A 19,358-nucleotide genomic window follows, 5' to 3' on the forward strand; every position below is an offset into this window, starting at 1 on the left:
GGCGTAACAGATTAGGATGCACTATCCGGCATAATGTAAGCCGGTAGCAATAATCGACTCAATATACAACTTAAAACGGAGAAGAGACAAACGTATAAAAAAGGCACTCCAATGAATAGGGAGTGCCCTTTTTTATAAAACAATTTACTTATCTGCTGATAACAACCTTTCTGGTAAACACCGTCTTTCCACTGATCTTCAATATATACACACCAGGCTCCAGTTTCTCCGCATCCGCATTTAACGTAAAATTCGGCGAAGCCTTTATTCGCTTATTCAGCACCACGGTACCGGCACTATTGTACAGTGTGATCAGTACATCCTCATCAGGAGAGAAATTGCGCAGACTGACATTGATCTGCTCACATGCCGGATTAGGATATACCACCACCTCTTTCTGTGCACGCACAGGTATGTGTGCTGCCGCAGCGGTACAGGCCACGCTACCAGAGAAAGCCATTTGTGTATCGGTAAACTGGGTATAACCGGCATTCACATCGACATTGGAAGTATGAGAAGCCGTGAGTCCATCACAGTTATTACGGCCATTATTTGTATGTGGCACCTGGAGATATACGCCTGCTGTACTACAGCTGGGGATTTCTGCATCCCCTCCTACTGTCACCCCCGATCCGAAAGCAGCACCCCATTCCATCGCATTCCCCTTTATAATAGCGGTGCCTGATATGGTACAGTTATTCAGGATAGCGTTCTCACTTACGTTGGCACTTCCAGAAACGGTGCCGTTCCATACATTGGCATTACCGGTTATCACCGCATTGTTCTGTACCGTTGCATTCTCCACCCAGGCAGTACCGTCTATTCTGGCATTACCAGATACATTAGCGTTACCTAATACGATCGCTCTGGGTCCTACATAAGCCGTCGCTGCTACAGTAGCTGTATTCGCCACCCATCCACCTCCATTGGTATGTACATGACCATTTGTTTTATAGGCAGCCCGGAAGTTAGTCTGATAGCCTTCCGGAACAGCATTCGCGATCCTTAATTCGTAGGGATATCTTTTTATCTTAGGAAAACCAGGCTCCCATACATAGGAAGTATGCGTGGTGGGTGCTCCCATGACTACCAGATATAGTCCTGTCTCATTACTGTTCATCTGAAAACTGATCTGACCATCATTCGCGTTACTCAATGCCCCGTAACGGGATACCGTACCATCGGCATTGGTCGCAACAAAGCCATATCTCCAGCCGGCGGTACTATTCACTTCCGTATGTCCTTTGAACTTAACCGTTACATTACGGGAGCTACAGGTGGTATATAAAGGAATGATGTTATAGCCATAGTCCTGCGGGGCGAAGGCATCAGGTACCACATAGCGGTTAGTAGTAGCGCTGATCTGTGTGAGCATGGTATACAGGCGCCATATATAATGCGGCTCTGACGTTTTCAGGGCTTCCCTGGCACTTCTCATGATGTTACCGAAGTTATTGCTGGTATAATCGTATGTCACTTCCCGTTTGGCATAGTTATACAGGAAATCGTTCAGCTGCGACTGATTCCAGCCTTTGAGCCGGCGGTACGTGATCAACGGATGTTCATTCGCAAGCGACTCTTTCCATAGTCTGTTCACCATTGTAATACCGTCTGTATCCTGAATAGTATACAGCCATTTGAATGTACCATAGTGATGGCGGGTAGAGCTCAGGTGAAAGCTCTGCGTACCCATCCAGCGGGGCAGGTCATCACCGGCAAAACGTGGGTACATCTGCGTACGCATGTAATTGGCATGCGCTTCCCAGAAGAAGCCGGCCGGCTCCCAGCCTACATAACCGCCGCCTACTGTATTCTCCTGGATAGAGATCATCCCCTGCAGTGCATGTGTGAGCTCATGACTGATCACGGCGCCATCGCGGGTGGCATTGGGATGTACCCACATGGCGCCGATGGTATTACCATAGGAACCACCAAATGCCCAGCCGGAAGGACCACCGGAACCCCAGGTATCATTCATTACGATGATGATCTTGTACTTACCCAGGTTAGTGGTCGGCGCATCAGAACAGAAACCCAGCTGCGTGACAAATTTAGTGTAGATCTTTTCCAGGGTATCACAAACGGACTGCGGATTGAACCGCAGGTTCACATCGGAATAGGTAGCTGGATTCGTACCCACGACATTGCCCCAGAATACAACAAAATTGGTTGATTGATATGACTTGCTGTAAGACCAGGTATTCAACGGGGCGGAAGAAAATTCCGATGGAATGAAGACAGTTTTTTGCGCGAAAGTGCTGCCCGTCAGTAACAGGCATAGCAATAACAGTACATGTGTTTTCATGAATGTGTTTTTTAATGACGACAGTTAACAATTGACCAGTGGAATCGGGCTACAGGGGACTAAGGGTTTTTCTACAGGTGTATATGACGAAAGTAAAATTAACGGAAATGGATATGGCCGTCATGACAGATATTAACGTATATGGACAGGATTTTAACAGAAACAGCCGGCGTAAATATGCCGGCTGTTTCTGTTATATACTATCAATGACTATCAGAACTTATAAGACACCGTACCGGTAAACGCTGTCGGCGGTATCGGATTGATGCTGTAATTTTCGTGCACGTAATAATTATACGTATTAGTGATGTTAGATACTTTCGCCATTACACCAAAACGTTTGAAAGAATAACCCGCACTCACGTCCAGGGTAGAGAATCCCGGCACAGAGATCAGGCGGTTATACTTCTGGGTCTGATTAATGGTATTATTCCATCCGGCGAAACGTTGTCCGATATAGTAATACCCTACGCCCAACTTCAGCCCCTTCAATTTAGACTGCTGTAAAGTATAAAACACACTTGCATTACCGGTATGATTCGGATTGCCTACCAGGCGTTCTCCTTCTACCGCACCACCTGTTACACCACTGGTGCTTTCGATCGTGATATTATTGTAGCTATATCCCGCAATTACATCCAATCCTGGTAATGGATGACCAGCGATATCTACTTCCACACCACGGCTGAGGGTCTTACCGATCAGCGCTTTCAGGTTGGCGTTGTTATTAGGCGTAACGCCGTCCTTCTGGAAAGGCGAGGTCTGCGCATAGTTATTATTTCTGATCTGATAAGCAGTAACGTTCACAGAAAGTTTACCTCCCAGGAAATCGTTCTTGATACCTGCTTCATACTGGTCGATCACAGATGGCTTCAGCGCATTACTGTCAATGTCTAAACCGTTGTTAGGTGTAAAGGAGTTAGCATAACTTATAAATAGCGCTGTACTTTCAATTGGTTTGTATACCAGTCCTAAACGCGGAGAGAACGCATGGTCATATTTTGCCTTCGTCTGCGAGGTGGTATTGGTTTTCATATCGAGTGTGGTAGGCGCTTCATTCTGCAGATAAGAGAATCTTACACCCGCCAGGAAATTCAGTTTGCTGTTGATCCTGATCAGGTCCTGTACATAGACACCGAAACGGTTGATAGGTGTGGTCACACTTTTGATCCTGGATGCATCGGGTACATCCGTACGAGCGGTGTACAGCTCAGGATGGAGGATATTAATGGTATCGTAAATAGTCGGCTGATTGTAAGAGAACGCTTTTGTATAATAACGATCACCGTCTACACCTGCGAGTACATTATGTTCCAGTCCACCGGTCCTGAACTTACCGGTCAGGTCAACCTGTGCCAGGTAGTAGTTTTCTGAGTTGAAGGCCCTGTTCAGCGGACGCGCCCATTTGCCATTGGCGTCTGCCTGTATCCTTTCCACTGCATAATAATCCCTGCTATAGCGCTGGTAGGTAAGGGTACCATTCAGCGACCAGTTGTCATTCAGCTGATGTTTAATAGCTGCACCGGCAGACGATTGCTGTGTATGTGCATACTGCCATGGTGTACCGAAAAAGCTGTTCCGTGGCACATCTGCTATCCTGGTATTATCCAGGGAGCCGATACCGAAATCAGGCGTAAAGTCATGTTTCAGATAGTCACCCTGTACAAGCAGCGTTGTACGTTCATTCAGTTTGAACAGCAGCGATGGGTTGACATAATAACGTTTGGAGTGTACCTTATCACGATAGCTGTCGGTGGTTTCAAATGTACCGTTTATACGATAGGCGACCTTGGATGACAGAGGGCCATATACATCAAATGCAGGCTTCAGCAGACCGAAACTACCGGCACGTACATTCACCTCACCACCAAAACTGAATGACGGTTGTTTGGTCACCATGTTCAGTACTGCGCCCGGAGAAACATTCCCATAGAGGATGGCAGCACTGCCTTTCAGTACTTCTACTTTTTCCAGGGAGCTCATTTCAGGCATCACACCGGAGTTCACACGGGCGCCGTTCTTAAACATATTGCTGCTGGAAAAACTATATCCTCTTGCATTAAACGCCTCCTGTGTACCGGCACGGGTGGAGGCCATATATACACCATTTACATTCTTCACGACATCACTCAGGCGCTGCACCTGCTGCTCTTCAAGCACCTCATGTCCGATCACCGCAACCCCTTGTGGCAGGTCGATCGCTGCTACAGGTAGTTTACCAATGCTTACAGGACGTTTATTGATGGTGCGCGTCCTGTTACCTTCCACGACGATCTCATTCAGCTGGGCGGAAGTTGCTTCCAGTGACAACGATACATCTGCTGTCTGATCGGCGACGACAGTAACCGGTGTATGCAGGGTTTTAGTACCTGTGCAGGAGATGATCAGGACATACTGGCCCGGTTTAATATTTCTCAATACGAACACACCTTCTTCCGTGGTGACGGCACCCTTCCTGGTGTCTTTCAAGCCAACTGTTACAAATGCAGCAGGCTGTCCGTCTGCAGAACTGATCTTCCCTTTAATATGGCCGCTTTGTGCAAATGCGGCAATATTGATGAAAGCCAAAGTAAGAATTAGGTATATCTGTTTCACGCTGTGGTAAAATTTCCTGCAAAGAAAGACTACATACACTACTTAAGCAGGTCGGATCAGGAAAAAAAAACAACTATCAGCGGAGATAGTGAAGCATATAAAAAACAGGCAACATGGCATTCATACTTCCTACAGAATCATTTACCACAGCGGACTTTACCAGCTCAGAAGGATAGTTGCCCCATGACGCACCGGGAACTTTTTCTGTGACAGGTACCTGTACCTCCTCAAAATTCAGAATTGATTTAGAATTGAGGAATAATATTGTGGCATGAAAATACTGATCATTGATGGCGATGTGTCTTTGTCGCAGGTAATGATCTCCTGTTTATCAGCCGAAAATTATATATGTGAGTATGCAAATACCTACAGAAGGGCTCAGGCTAAGATCACGATGTATGAATATGACTGTATTTTACTGGACCTGGACTTGCCCGATGGCGATGGATGCAAACTGCTGGAGGAAATCAAGAATAGAGACAAGCACGAGGGAGTGATCATCATTTCCGCACGGCAATCATATGAGGATAAGATCAGTGCGCTCAAACGTGGCGCAGACGACTATCTGACCAAACCATTTTACATACCTGAGTTATCAGCCAGGATATTCGCTGTTATCAGAAGAAGAAAGTATAACAATTCCAATGTTATCAGGCAGGACGCACTGAGCATTGACCTCCTGGCAAAGATGGTATATGTGAATGAAACACCTGTACCCCTTACCAGAAAAGAGTTTGACCTGCTGCTGTATTTTATTGGCAATAAAAACCGGGTATTGTCCAAGCAGGAACTGGCCGAACAACTTTCCGGAGACATTGCTGGTATGCGGGATGATCATAATGTCATTTACGCGCATATCAAAAACCTGAAGAAGAAGCTCCAGAAAGAAGGTGCAGGCAATCACCTGAAAACAGTGTATGCCACCGGGTATAAATGGGAAAACAGCGAAGCTGATCAACATATTTAAATATAAATCATATAACCATTTCACACATCTAATTACTTTATAAATAGGCTCAACCAGATATTTCTTTGCATTTTTGTCCTAACTGCTCTGATTTTTCACCTCAAAACATTAAATTGAGGGTAATACCCTTATACTTACTAACCCGTTAAATCCACTGGTATGAGCCTGCCACCTTTACTTGAACATTACGAGAACGGCGCCGGTATATGGGATGAGATGTGTGACCGGCAACAAATAAGAGAGCAATACCATCGGATCATGGCCACCCTGAAACAATTCTCCGTCAGTGACCTGCACAGGAAAGACAGGCTGGCGGGAGAACTGTTTATGAACCAGGGCATCACTTTTACGGTATATAGTGAAGATGCCGGCATCGAACGTATTTTCCCTTTTGACATCATTCCCCGCATTATTACCGGACTGGAATGGGCGCATATCGAAGCCGGTATCAAACAACGGCTGAAGGCCCTTAACCTGTTCCTCAAAGACATCTACAATGAACAGCTGATCCTGAAAGATAAGATAGTGCCGGCCTCCCTGATCGCCACCTGTCCCCATTACACCCGGGAAGTCTTTGGTATTAGAGTGCCCCATGATATCTATGTCCATATCTCTGGTATCGACCTTATCCGGGGAGAAGACGGACACTTTTATGTACTGGAAGATAATCTCCGTACGCCCTCCGGTGTCAGCTACATGCTGGAGAACCGGGAAGTGACCAAACGGATCTTTCCCGAACTACTGGCCGAAAGCCATGTCAGACGGGTAAGTAACTATCCGCTGCTCCTGCATGAGATCTTACAGCAAATGGGGCCCGGGCAACTGTCTGACCCGCGGGTAGTGCTCCTGACACCCGGTATCTACAATTCTGCCTATTACGAACATACCTTCCTGGCACGCCAGATGGGGATCACACTCGTTGAAGGCAGAGACCTGCTGGTCAACAATCATAAGGTTTACATGAAGACCACAGACGGGCTGGAACAGGTACATGTCATTTACCGCCGGATCGACGATGAGTTCCTGGACCCGCTCATGTTCCGTCCAGACAGTGCACTCGGTATTCCCGGACTAATGAGCGCTTACCGTCTGGGGAATGTTGCGATTGTCAATGCCATTGGCAATGGCGTAGCAGATGATAAAGCGGTCTACGCCTATGTACCGGCTATGATCCGGTACTACCTCAATGAAGAGCCGATACTACCCAATGTACCTACCTACGAAATGAGTAATGCGGATGCGAGGCATTACGTATTTGAAAACTATACCAACATGGTCATTAAACGTACGAACCAATCCGGCGGATATGGTATGGTCATGGGTAATAAGGTATCGCCGGAGGAATGGGTGAATGCCAGGGCAGCCATCGAAGCTGATCCCCGTAGTTTTATTGCGCAGCCCATTATCCGGCTGTCAACTGTTCCCTGTTTCATAGATGGTACTTTCCAGGCGAGACATGTAGACCTTCGCCCCTATGCGCTTTGTGGTCCACAGGGTGTACGGATCGTACCCGGCGGACTTACGCGTGTTGCCCTGCGTAAAGACTCCCTGATCGTCAACTCCTCCCAGGGCGGAGGCAGTAAGGATACCTGGATTATAGACTGAACCTAAAATGATTGTTATACATGCTAAGCAGGATTGCTGATTCACTATTCTGGCTCGCCCGTTATATGGAGCGGGCCGAAAGCTTACTACGCGTTACGTCCACACATAATCTGCTATCACTTGATAAAGACGTGAATGGTCCGCTCACATGGAAACCTGTACTGGAAACATTCACCAGCGCATCATCCGAAGAGATCAGTTCCATCACGCACAACAGCGGTGCTGCACTGAAGAAACTACTGACAGATACGGCCAATCATAACTCCCTGAAATCCATTATTGGCAAGGCCAGGGAAAATGCCAGAGGTATCCAGGACTATATTACCAAAGAAGTGTGGGAAGAAGTCAATTCCTTCTATCATCTCATCAACCAGCCATCAGTAGACAACCGGCTGTCCAATTATGAAGCGGCCGACATCCTCGATCTCTTTACCCGTCATTCCGTACTATATACCGGCATTACTGATATTACCATGGCGAGGGGAACCGGCTGGGGATTTATGAACCTGGGCAAATACATCGAACGGTGCATGGAGACGATCGTGCTGACCGATAAACAGTATGCGCTCAATCAGTACCGGGTAGACGATGCCAAGGATATCATGCACTGGCGGCATCTGCTGATGTCTTTATCCGGCTATGAACTGCATCTCAAGACATACCGCTCCTATCAGTACACACATGATGTACTGCACCAGGTATTATTTAATGAAGATTTTGCACATTCGGTTATATATTCGCTGGGTAGAATTGACAGGCACCTGCAGGATGTGACCAAAGGACATATCTCTGAAGAAAATGCAGTGCTCATCAGGAATTTCGGACGACTGTATGGTAAGGTGAAACACCTGGAGATCGATGATCTCAACAATAAAACGCTACAGCCGTTCCTGGATACCTTACGACATGATCTCCTGCAATTCACTACCCTTCTCAGTCAAAAGTTTTTCTCTTACGCATAAATCAGCATATGGCTATTTTCAGAATACATCATATTACGAGGTACGAGTATGACAGACCGGTCAAAGAAAGCGTAAATGAAATAAGGGTCTTCCCATATAAATGTCAGGACCAGGAGATATTACAACATGACCTGCTCATCACAGGACAGCCGGAAGTACAGACGTTCACTGATTACTGGGGCAATAAGGCAGGGAACTTTAATCTGCTGCCGCCGCATAAGATAATGACCATAGAAAGCAAACTGCTGGTACGTACAACAGCCTCCTCTCAGTTACAGCTGAACTTCCACTCTACCTTCGCACAACTGGAGCAGGAAATGACGGATAGCCTGCAGTTACTGGAACTGGCACGTCCTGATATGATCAAAACGCAACGTGCTATTGATAACATCATTACGGTGATCGGGCAACCGGGTAAAAGCGTTGCTACTGTCACTGAGCATTGCAGCGAATACATCTTCAAGAACTTCAAGTACCTGAAAGGGATCACCAATATAGAAACAACAGTGGACGACATCCTGCAGCACCGTGCCGGTGTGTGTCAGGACTTCGCACACCTGATGCTGCATATACTCCGTTCCTGCGGAATACCCAGCAGGTATGTCAGCGGATATATCTGTCCGAATAAAGACGGTATGCGCGGAGAAGGCGCCACGCACGCCTGGGTGGAAGCCTGGATACCCGGATATGGCTGGGCCGGGATCGATCCGACCAACAATATCTGGGTAACCAATAAACATGTGAAGTTATCTGTAGGACGTCATTTTAACGACTGTAGTCCGGTGAAAGGTACCTTCAAAGGCCCCGCCAGACAAAAACTCTCGGTGTTCGTCGCCGTGGCGTATGAAGATGGAAAGACTTTTGAAGAGACCAATGATGTACACCTGCATGGAAACACAGCAATCGCACCAGAACAGTATGCCGGTCAGCAGTAAATTATGCCTTCCGGCTCCATACTGCATAATACACCGGTATACCCAGTAATACGATACACAGTCCGGGCCATGTATAAAGCGGTTTATAGACCAATAGCGCCACGCAAATGACACTGGCGGACACTATGTACAATAATGGCAAAACAGGGTAGCCAAACGCCTTATATGGTCTTGGAAGCTCCGGTCTTGTCCTGCGCAGCCGGAAGATACCGGCAATGGTAAGAATATAGAAGATCAGTACGGCAAAGATAACGTAGTCCAGCAGCTGATTGTATTTACCGCTCAGGCATAACAGGGATGCCCAGACACATTGGATCCATAACGCCCTGGCGGGAACGGCGTTCCTGTTCAGCTTACCCAGCTGTTTGAAGAAGACGCCATCGTTGGCCATGGTATAACACACCCTCGCACCTGAGAGTATCAGTCCGTTATTACATCCGAAAGTGGATACCATCAGCAACCCGGCAATGATATAGGTACCTTTCTCTCCAAAGATCTTAACGGCAGCAGCCACCCCTACCCTGTCATTCTCTGCAAACGCGATCTCTCTCAGCGATAATACACCCAGATACACCAGGTTAGTCGCTACATAGATCACTGTTACGATCAGGGTACCCAGGAACAAGCTTCTGCTGATGTTACGTTCCGGTTTTTTGATCTCGCCGGCTATGAAGGTGACATTATTCCAGGAGTCACTGCTGAAGAGACTTCCCACCATGCTTCCGGCTATTGCACCAATCACCGCAAAGCCAGCACCCGCATAGCTGCTCAGGTGAACAGCGGATGCATCCTGTGTGAGTCGCTGCATACTAAATCCTGTTGCCCAGTTGGCATCCCAGATATGCTTCCTGGCAGCGAAACATCCGAATAGCACCAGGGCCAGTAATGCAGCGATCTTTGCCAGTGTAAAGCCCGTCTGGATCCATTTACCTTCCTTTACACCAAGCGTATTGATAAAGGTCAGTAAAACGATCAGCAGGATAGCGGTTAGCTGTGCAGCAGATATGGTGATAAATCCCAGATCGGCCACAATATGCTTCTCACTCAACACCGGGAACATATAAGCGGAGAACTTGGCAAAAGCCACACCTACGGCAGCGATAGAACCGGCCTGTATCACCGTGAAGAAACTCCAGCCGAACAGGAAGCCGGTCAGCTTGTTAAAAGCTTCCTTGAGATAGACGTACTGTCCGCCGGCATGGGGGAACATACCGCTCAGTTCTCCGTAGCTCAGGGCCGCTGTTAAGGTCAGCAGCCCTGTAATGATCCATATCAGCACCAGCCAGCCGGCCGAGCCTACAGTGCGGGTGATATCGGCGCTTACCAGGAAAATACCTGAACCGATCATTGAGCCGGCTACAATCATCGTAGCGTCCAGCAGTCCGAAGGACCGCCGGAAAGATGTTGGTTGATCTGACATAGGGTGGTAGGTGTTTATCGTACAAACTGGTTGTCCACCTGGCGCCATATGCCCAGGGGATTCGCTGCTTTCAATGCATCGGGCAGCATATCATCCGTAAAATTCTGAAAACATACAGGTCTTACCCAGCGTCGGATAGCGCTTGTTCCGACGGAAGTAAAACGCTGGTCGGTAGTAGCGGGGAATGGTCCGCCGTGTACCATGGCAGCACATACTTCCACACCGGTGGGTGGGTTATTGAGAATGACGCGGCCTGCGAGCGTAGACTGTGTCGTAATGACGTCTTTATACTGTGCGGTATCTGCAGGTGTGCCGACAATGGTGGTGGTCAGCTGACCGTGCAGACTTTTCAATACCGCCACCAGTTCAGCTTTGTCTGCGCACACTACCATCAGTGAATATGGTCCGAACAGTTCTTCCTTCAACGCAGGATTTGTCAGCAGCGCCTTACCGGTCGTACGTGCCAGCGAAGGCCAGGCTTCGAGTGCAGCCGGCGGTGCTGATTCGCTGACTAAAGTAACACCGGCAGTTTCCAGCATATGGCTGCGCCCTTTAGTGTATGCTTCACAAATACCCTGGTGCAGCATCTTCTGTGGAGCAACTGCTGCGATAGCAGTCCCCAGCTGGCTGATGAAATCTTCCAGCGCCTCGCTTTTCAGTCCGAGTAAAATACCCGGATTGGTACAGAACTGCCCCATACCAAGGGTGATGGAAGCTGCAAAGGTCTGCGCCAGCTGCGCCGTCTGTGAAGCCAGGGCATCCGGATAAAAGACCACCGGATTGATACTGCTCATTTCTGCGAATACAGGAATAGGTACGGTCCGCTGTGCGGCGTAATCCAGTAAGGCTTTACCTCCCTGGAAGGAACCCGTGAAACCTACCCCTGTGGTGAGGGGATGCATCACAAGTTCACGGCCGGTGGCATTCCCGTCTCCTGTCACATGCTGTACCGTATGTGCAGGCATCCCGCTTTTACTGATCGCATGGGTGATCGCTTCAAAGATCATGAGTGAAGTACCCGGATGTGCAGGATGTCCCTTGATGACAACGGTTGCTCCTGCTGCCAGTGCGCTCGCTGTATCTCCTCCTGCCGTAGAGAAAGCAAAAGGGAAATTACTTGCTCCAAAAATAACCACAGGCCCTACCGGTAATAACATCCTTCGTATATCAGGACGGGCAGGTGTATGCTCTGGTCGGGCGGTATCTATCACCGCTTCTACCCAACTTCCTTCTCTGATCAGCGTAGCAAACAGCTGTAGCTGGGAAGTAGTACGGGTGATCTCTCCGTTAAGCCGGGCAACAGGCAGATTCGACTCTGCATGCGCCGTTTCGATCAGCGCTTCTCTTCGTGCATTGATCTCCGCAGCAATCGTTTCAAGGAAGGTAGCCCTGGCGGCAGGCGTGGTATACCGGTATTCCTCAAAAGCAGCTGCGGCCCGCTGCATAGTATCATCTATCTGCATTTTATACAATCAATGAAGGTTCAAGTGTGAGATATTCCGGAAGTACTGGTCTGTTGGCGATGGCGGTATCTATCACCTTCAGTATTCTTGCACGTTCTTCACCTACCAGTGCGAGGCGCGGTGCTCTTACGATTTCACTACCAAGACCAGCCTGTTGTTCTGCCAGTTTAATATATTGTACCAGTTTAGGATGCAGGTCCAGTTCCAGCAATGGCAGGAACCAGCGGTAGATCGCCAGTGCTTCCGGAATACGGCCGGCTTTCGTCAGTTTATAGATAGCCACTGTCTCAGCGGGGAAAGCGCATACAAGTCCGCCGACCCAACCGTCAGCACCCAGTATCATTTCTTCCATGGCCAGTGTATCCACCCCACAGAGAATACTGAAACGCTCTCCGAAACGGCTGATCATACGGGTAACGTTAGATACATCGCGGGTTGATTCTTTCACAGCCTGTACGTTACTGTATGCCTGCAGCTGATCAAATATATCGAGCGTCACTTCGATCTTGTAATCAACCGGGTTGTTATAGATCATGATAGGCAGCTCCGTTGACGCAGCGACTGCCTTGAAGTATTCGGCTGTTTCGCGTTCATCGCTTTTATAACGCATAGGCGGCAGCAGCATCAGGCCTTTAGCGCCCCAGGAAGCAGCTAGTTTCGCCTGTCTGATCGCTTCACTGGTTGATCCTTCTGCAATATTCATGACAACCGGGATCTTTCCCGCGACCTGTTCTACTGCATACTTCGTCAGGGTTTCTTTTTCAGCGGTAGTGATCACACTGGCCTCACCCAGCGAGCCGCCTAAAATTACACCATCAATACCGGCAGCGATCTGGGCTTGCAGGTTCTTTCCGAACAACGGCAGGTCCAGTTCATCAGCGGCTGTAAACTTTGTGGTAAATGCGGGAAATATTCCTTTCCATTCAATAGCCATAGAAGAACAATTTTTGTCAAAAGTATCAGAAACGACTAAAGACTACCTATCTGATAGTAATCAATTATTACCTGATATTAACCTGTTTTTCAGGGCTACTATTCATATAGTCCGGGAGTTAACCTTTTTTTGACCCAATGTGTTATTTTTTTGCAGAATCCGGGTTAAAATTTGTAATATTGGTACACAAGTAATAATTGTAAGTTTCACACTCATTAATATACAAGTATTAACCAAAGTCGCTTGTAATCGCACGTAAGAAAGAACAACAACCTGTAAAAACATTCCGGCAAGCCAACTTGCGCTTACTATTAAAATTGCTACCGATGAAAGTGTTACAGTTTACCATACCTGTTCCGCTGGACAAGTCCATCATTGTACAAAAGGATGTACTGCCGTATTTCTATCCACATCTGCACAGGCACCAGGAGATCCAGCTTACCTGGATCCAGCAGGGTGAAGGTACCTTAGTGGCCGATAACAATATGCACCCGTTCCGTTCCAATGAGATCTATTGGTTAGGTGCCAATCAGCCGCATATCTTTAAAAGTGAGGCGTCCTATTTTCAGCCCAAAAGCCGGAAGAAGATAGTGGCACTGGTGATCTTCTTTAATCCTGACGGAGAGCTATCCGGATTTTTCAGTCTGCCTGAGATCAAGGTCCTGAAGAATTTCATCCAGCAGCACCAGTCCGGGTTTAAAGTACCGCCTGAGCATGCAACTGATATTTCCAGCCGTATGCTGAAGATCACCAACAGCTCCGGTGCGGAGCAGCTGTTACAGTTCATCGAATTACTGAAGCAGTTGTCCGGTTGCCCGGATATTAGCCCGTTGTCTTCTGGTCAGCGCGCACAGCCTGTCAGTGAACATGAAGGTATCCGTATAGGGAATATCTACAATTACATCATGCATCACTATGACAAGCCAATCACGCTGGAAGATGCTGCCAAACAGGCTTGTATGACACCGCAGGCATTCTGCCGCTTCTTTAAAAAGCATACCTTGCATACGTTCGTATCGTTTCTGAACGAGGTCAGGATCAATGAAGCCTGTAAAAAACTGACAGACGGCAGTTATGATAATATTGCTACTGTTGCATATACCTGTGGTTTTAACAGTATCACCAACTTTAACAGGGTATTTAAATCGGTCACGCAGCAGTCACCCAGTGATTATATGAACAGTTACTTCCAGAGCGTCTAACGCAGCACATAGCTACTCTTTTAATTAATAGTGACCGGCACTTCCCTGCCCGGATAAGGGAATATGCATTTTGTTACAAATAGCACTATCTTGTACGTCCAAAAAAACCACATTATGAGTGCTTATATTCCTGCAGGTGACCGGTACGATAGTATGATATACAACCGCTGCGGTAAAAGCGGGATCCGTCTTCCGGCTATTTCACTGGGCCTCTGGCATAACTTCGGGTCTATAGACAATTTTGAGAACGGCCGTGCAATTGTACGTCGTGCGTTCGATAAAGGTATCACCCACTTTGACCTGGCCAACAACTATGGTCCGGTACCTGGATCTGCTGAAGAAAATTTCGGCGCTATATTACAGAAAGACTTTAGGGGGAATCTGCGCGATGAACTGGTGATCTCTACGAAAGCCGGCTATCATATGTGGCCTGGTCCGTATGGAGAATGGGGTTCCCGTAAGTATGTGCTGTCCAGCCTTGATCAGAGTCTGCGTCGTATGAAGCTGGATTATGTAGACATCTTTTATTCTCATCGCCCTGATCCGGATACCCCGATAGAGGAAACGATGGGCGCGCTGGATACTGCCGTCCGTCAGGGTAAGGCATTATACGTGGGCCTGTCCAACTATACCGCAGAACAGACAAGTGCAGCACTGGCTGTGTTAAAATCACTGGGCACACCCTGCCTGATCCATCAGCCTAAATATTCCATGTTTGAAAGATGGGTGGAAGGAGGACTACTGGATGTGCTGGAAGCCAATGGCGTGGGATGTATTCCGTTCTCTCCGCTGGCACAGGGACTACTGACCGACCGTTACCTGAAAGGTATTCCGGAAGGCTCCAGAGCGAGCAAACCAAGTGGGTTCCTGAAAGCGGACCAGATCACACAAGACAAGCTGGATAAGATACAGAGCCTGAATGCGATCGCACTGAGAAGAGGACAGACACTGGCGCAGATGGCACTGGCATGGCTGCTGAAAGATCAGCGTATTACAACAGTGCTGATAGGGGCAAGTTCAGTAGATCAGCTGGATAATAACCTCGGCTCGCTGAACAAGGTACAGTTTGATGCAGCGGAATTAGCCGAGATCGAAACAATCCTGAAATAAGATCATTACAGAAAATAAAAAGAAAAGCTTTTGCCATAAATGGTAGTGACATATCAGTGCTGGATATATTAAAAAAGGCCGGACATCACCGGCCTTTTTAATCACTTACCTGATCCCTTCCAGGAAAAAATGAAAACTATCACCCCGTAATCCAACCCGCATCGCTTCCAGGGAAATCACTTCATTATATGCGATGTTCCCCAGATTCGCATTACATCCCATCAGCTCAAGGAAATACAGTTGCTGGTCTTTTCGAGGTGCTTCCCAGATGATCTTCTCCCCCGAGATCTGTGTCAGGATCTCCTGCACCAGTCCTTCCCTCACTTCACCGGAGTCGCGGTACAGACCAACGGTACCTGTTTCCCTTGCTTCCGCAATAATATATTGCGACCCGGCAGATAGTTCCGTCTTGATCAGTTCTATCCATTTGTAGGGAGGAGTAATATGCTCACGGTCCTTATCTTTTGAACCGATCTCACTTAATACAGTACCCAGCTTCGCCAGCTTTTCTATATAGCCGCATTTCTCTGCATGCGGAATAGACAATGAACCATCCGATACTTCAAAGTAATTGATATCATACTTCTTAGCTACCTCGATATAGTCATTGAACTGGTTGCGGATGATGAACGCTTCCAGCAGTAATCCACCGAAATAAACGGGGATATTATAAGACTGATAAACTTTGATCTTTTCATCAAGATTGGGTGTAACGTATGCGGTGCCGAAGGCCAGCTTGACCATATCCACGTGTGGCGCAGCTACGGTCAGGAAGTCTTTTGTATCCTGCAGGCTCAGGCCCTTGTCAGTCACCATTGTAATACCAAATGAACGAGGTTGTTTTGTACGTTCAGGGATTTTGTCCAGGTTAAAATTCATTTTCCTAAAGTTTTGCTGCGATTTACTTCCTTTAATTAACTTCCGGACAAAGGTATTCAAAAAATGATCAGACCCGTTGCCGCCTGAAAGATAGTTTGTAGCTGGGGAAATTAGTTAACAATACACCTACCAGGATCACAAACATACCCGATAGCTGCATACTACTGAGCGTTTCATTTACAAAAGCCCAGCCCATCAGCACCGCCACTACGGGATTAACGTAAGTATGGGTGCTGACCAGTGCAGGCGGACGCACTGTTATGAGCCAGGTAAATGCCATATAGGCGATGAGGGAGCCAAAGAAAACAAGATATAATAATCCGCCCCACGCCACTGCCGGTACCTGCTGTATATTGAAATGCGACCACTCTCCTGTCACTATGCTGAGTAAATTACTGGCCATCGCCGCCGCCAGCAACTGTATACCACTGCTCATGGCATTCGGCACCTGTCTGCTCAGCTTCCCTTCTGCATATAATGCTCCTCCTGCCCAGCATATCGTTCCTATCAGTATGACACCATATCCGATCCACTGCATAGACACGCCTGCTGCCGCTTGCGCCCCACTATCTCCTCCTCCGAAGAATAATATAATACCTGCAAATCCTACTAACAGGCCCGTAATAATAAAAGGACTACTGAAATATTCCCGCCAGCGTTTCCGGTCGGCCAGCAGAAATACAAAAGGCTCCGCTGCAATCACGATCGCAGCCTGTCCGGACGTCACGTATTGCTCTGACCAGGCCACCATCCCACTCCCTCCTACCAGCATTAGTATACCGCTGATAGCACATACCCTGACCGCTGACCATCCCGGCCAGGGTGTTTTCTTTAACAGGCACCATCCGAGCAACAGAACTGCCGCTATCACATAACGCAGTCCTGAAAGCATAAATGGCGGAAATCCCTTCAAACCATAAATAACTGCCAGGTAGGTCGTACCCCAAACGATATAAATAGCCAGAAAGGCCAGTATGATCAACCATTGTGGGGCATTCCGTTCAGCATTCATTCTATTTATTTTACCTGTTAAAGCATGTTTACTGGTATAAAAATAAGGAAATTTTATTACCAGTAAATTTACTTTTGATAGTAATCAAAGCAAATGCCGTATTTTTGAGTAAGCACATGAGTAAAGAAAGATCCATAGCTACCCTGCCCCTCGATGGCGGCGCCCTCTGCTTTCATTTTATCAATACGGTAAATGCATGGAGGGGCATCAACCTGCACGAATATCTCGGCAGCTATAAAGACGTTATCGCCTGGTGTGAAAAAGTAGATATACTGGAAGACGCACAACGGCAGGCGTTACTTCAATATGCGGCCAAAGACGAAGCAACTGCGGGTACTGCCCTGCAGCAATTAAAGAAGTACAGGAAAATGCTGTACCAGTTCTTTTCCGGTATTGCAGAAGATGATGGGGCTACACTAGCCCCGGGTGTACTGGAGAAATTCAATAAAGCGCTGACAGGTGCGCTTTCACGCCTGCAGTTCATTCCTGCTGACCAGGGCTTACAGGCCACCCTCAAACAGGACTATACGGACCTCATGGCCCCGCTGTGGATAGTCATGAAATCGGCCTATGATGTGTTAACTACAGCTGAACATGTGCGTATTAAGGAGTGTGCGACCTGCGGCTGGATCTTCCTGGACCTGACTAAAAACAACAAGAAGCGTTGGTGTAGTCCTACCAGCTGTGGTACAGCCGATAAGTCCAGACGTTATTACCAGCGAAAAAAGGAACAATCGGAAGAAGAGCTAAAATAAAACGGGGTACCGGTCAGACCGACACCCCGTTACTTTTTTATCATACTGGCTTAGTAAGTAGTAACAGTCCAGCTTCTCTCGAAACGTTTACCTGCTTCCAGTATATGAATGCCTTCCTTGCCGGTGATATCGCCGGTTGCATTTACGCTGTCAGCGATTCCGTTCCAGGGCTCAATACATACAAAGTCCGCATCTTTTGCTGCCCAGATGCCCATATAAGGAAATCCGTCATACTGCATTTTCAGTCCGCGGGGTGACTTATCACTTTTCAGCTCCATAATGTTTGACGCCAATGTCTTAAACACGAGTGCATCTTTATAGAACAGGGAATGTTTCAGTGACAGCTGATGCGTTTTCACCAGGAATGGTTCAGGCGTCAGTTCTATCAGGCCGTCATCGGACAATGGCCATACACCGTCATTCTCCTCCTGGTTAAAATGCAGATAGTAATCCTCGTAGGAAGTACCTTCTGTCAGCGGCACCTTAAATGCCGGGTGTGCACCTACAGAGAAATACATCGTGTCCTTACCCGTATTTTCCACTACATACGATACTTTCAGGGAAGTATCATGCAGGGTGTATATCACATGAAAGCGGAAATGAAACGGATATACTTTTAATGAATCTTCCGAATCGGTCAGCGTGAAAGTCAGCTGATCAGCCGTATGCTCAGTCACCGTGAACACCTTATCACGGGCGAAGCCATGGCGGCCAAGCGTGTAGCTTTTTCCTTTATATGTGTAAGTATTGTTCTTTAGTGTTCCCACTATCGGGAATAACACAGGGCTTTTTTTCGCCCATTCTGGTCCGGCATGCCACAGGTATTCCTGCTGAAGGTCCTTACGGACAATGTGCTGTAACTCCGCTCCTTTCTCTGCAACAACTACCTGTAGCTTATCGTTCATTAATTCAGGCATACGAAACTTTTTGTCTTCAAAAATAACCATTCGTACGCTTATCTGATGCCTTATTTTTTACGGCCACTGATGACCAGTACCAGCCCTACAGCTGCCACGATACCACCTGCATAGGTAGGCCATCCTATCCAGCGGTTTTCAGTTTTATTCACTTCAAGCGGACCAAGGTCCACTACCTTTTTTTCCTGTTTTACAGAGAAGCCACGGATGATGATCATGGCAATACCAGCAATAATAAGAATGAGACCAAATGTTTTCATGTGTTGCAGATTTTATACTGATGATTAAACAAGACAC

16 protein-coding genes are annotated in these 19,358 nt (G+C 47.5%); 7 read left to right on the forward strand and 9 right to left on the reverse strand.

The window, feature by feature from the left end:
* Positions 1 to 148: 148 nt before the first annotated feature.
* The gene (locus tag GWR21_RS08460) at positions 149 to 2,305 is read right to left on the reverse strand and encodes a DUF6055 domain-containing protein (RefSeq protein ID WP_162331311.1); all 2,157 of its coding nucleotides are present in this window, start codon (positions 2,303 to 2,305) and stop codon (positions 149 to 151) included.
* Between the two features lie 213 nt (positions 2,306 to 2,518).
* On the reverse strand, positions 2,519 to 4,873 hold the full coding sequence (locus GWR21_RS08465; RefSeq protein WP_238430264.1) for a TonB-dependent receptor: 2,355 nt from the start codon (positions 4,871 to 4,873) through the stop codon (positions 2,519 to 2,521).
* Between the two features lie 298 nt (positions 4,874 to 5,171).
* Between GWR21_RS08465 and GWR21_RS08470 the strand changes: the two genes are divergently transcribed.
* The 4 genes from GWR21_RS08470 (at position 5,172) to GWR21_RS08485 (ending at position 9,369) form a co-directional block, all read left to right on the forward strand.
* A complete protein-coding gene (locus GWR21_RS08470) occupies positions 5,172 to 5,867 on the forward strand; it encodes a response regulator transcription factor (protein WP_162331313.1) in 696 nt (231 codons plus the stop codon).
* Positions 5,868 to 6,026: 159 nt separating this feature from the next.
* A complete protein-coding gene (locus tag GWR21_RS08475; RefSeq protein ID WP_162331314.1) occupies positions 6,027 to 7,472 on the forward strand; it encodes a circularly permuted type 2 ATP-grasp protein in 1,446 nt (481 codons plus the stop codon).
* Positions 7,473 to 7,492: 20 nt separating this feature from the next.
* Positions 7,493 to 8,434: an alpha-E domain-containing protein gene (locus GWR21_RS08480; RefSeq protein ID WP_162331315.1), complete on the forward strand. Its 942-nt coding sequence runs from the start codon at positions 7,493 to 7,495 to the stop codon at positions 8,432 to 8,434.
* 8 nt (positions 8,435 to 8,442) lie between these two features.
* Positions 8,443 to 9,369 (forward strand): transglutaminase family protein, encoded by a 927-nt coding sequence (locus GWR21_RS08485; RefSeq protein WP_162331316.1) that lies wholly within the window; start codon positions 8,443 to 8,445, stop codon positions 9,367 to 9,369.
* A gap of 1 nt (position 9,370) precedes the next feature.
* On the opposite strand, the gene GWR21_RS08490 is transcribed toward GWR21_RS08485, so the two are convergent.
* From GWR21_RS08490 to GWR21_RS08500, 3 genes are read right to left on the reverse strand one after another with little or no spacing between them, the layout of a single operon-like run.
* Positions 9,371 to 10,789 carry an APC family permease gene (locus GWR21_RS08490; RefSeq protein ID WP_162331317.1) on the reverse strand — a complete coding sequence of 473 codons (1,419 nt, stop codon included), beginning with the start codon at positions 10,787 to 10,789 and terminating at the stop codon, positions 9,371 to 9,373.
* 14 nt (positions 10,790 to 10,803) lie between these two features.
* Positions 10,804 to 12,252, reverse strand: coding sequence for an aldehyde dehydrogenase (NADP(+)) (locus GWR21_RS08495; protein WP_162331318.1), 1,449 nt, complete (start codon positions 12,250 to 12,252; stop codon positions 10,804 to 10,806).
* A 1-nt stretch (position 12,253) separates the two neighbouring features.
* The gene (locus GWR21_RS08500) at positions 12,254 to 13,186 is read right to left on the reverse strand and encodes a dihydrodipicolinate synthase family protein (protein WP_162331319.1); all 933 of its coding nucleotides are present in this window, start codon (positions 13,184 to 13,186) and stop codon (positions 12,254 to 12,256) included.
* Between the two features lie 326 nt (positions 13,187 to 13,512).
* On the opposite strand from GWR21_RS08500, the gene GWR21_RS08505 reads away from it, so the two are divergent.
* Complete coding sequence (locus tag GWR21_RS08505; protein ID WP_162331320.1) at positions 13,513 to 14,388, forward strand: AraC family transcriptional regulator; 876 nt, start codon at positions 13,513 to 13,515, stop codon at positions 14,386 to 14,388.
* Between the two features lie 114 nt (positions 14,389 to 14,502).
* Positions 14,503 to 15,498, forward strand: coding sequence for an L-glyceraldehyde 3-phosphate reductase (mgrA, locus tag GWR21_RS08510; protein ID WP_162331321.1), 996 nt, complete (start codon positions 14,503 to 14,505; stop codon positions 15,496 to 15,498).
* A gap of 105 nt (positions 15,499 to 15,603) precedes the next feature.
* On the opposite strand, the gene GWR21_RS08515 is transcribed toward mgrA, so the two are convergent.
* Positions 15,604 to 16,377 carry a phosphosulfolactate synthase gene (locus tag GWR21_RS08515; RefSeq protein ID WP_162331322.1) on the reverse strand — a complete coding sequence of 258 codons (774 nt, stop codon included), beginning with the start codon at positions 16,375 to 16,377 and terminating at the stop codon, positions 15,604 to 15,606.
* Between the two features lie 67 nt (positions 16,378 to 16,444).
* Positions 16,445 to 17,389: an EamA family transporter gene (locus tag GWR21_RS08520; protein WP_162331323.1), complete on the reverse strand. Its 945-nt coding sequence runs from the start codon at positions 17,387 to 17,389 to the stop codon at positions 16,445 to 16,447.
* 116 nt (positions 17,390 to 17,505) lie between these two features.
* On the opposite strand from GWR21_RS08520, the gene GWR21_RS08525 reads away from it, so the two are divergent.
* Positions 17,506 to 18,144 (forward strand): CGNR zinc finger domain-containing protein, encoded by a 639-nt coding sequence (locus GWR21_RS08525; RefSeq protein WP_162331324.1) that lies wholly within the window; start codon positions 17,506 to 17,508, stop codon positions 18,142 to 18,144.
* Positions 18,145 to 18,194: 50 nt separating this feature from the next.
* On the opposite strand, the gene GWR21_RS08530 is transcribed toward GWR21_RS08525, so the two are convergent.
* Together GWR21_RS08530 and GWR21_RS08535 are read right to left on the reverse strand one after the other, a co-directional pair.
* The gene (locus GWR21_RS08530) at positions 18,195 to 19,061 is read right to left on the reverse strand and encodes an aldose 1-epimerase family protein (RefSeq protein WP_162331325.1); all 867 of its coding nucleotides are present in this window, start codon (positions 19,059 to 19,061) and stop codon (positions 18,195 to 18,197) included.
* Positions 19,062 to 19,111: 50 nt separating this feature from the next.
* Positions 19,112 to 19,321, reverse strand: a complete 210-nt coding sequence (locus GWR21_RS08535; RefSeq protein WP_162331326.1) for a hypothetical protein — start codon at positions 19,319 to 19,321, stop codon at positions 19,112 to 19,114.
* Between the last annotated feature and the right edge of the window lie 37 nt (positions 19,322 to 19,358).

It is taken from the genome of Chitinophaga agri (assembly GCF_010093065.1).
GTDB classification, from domain to species: Bacteria; Bacteroidota; Bacteroidia; order Chitinophagales; family Chitinophagaceae; genus Chitinophaga; species Chitinophaga agri.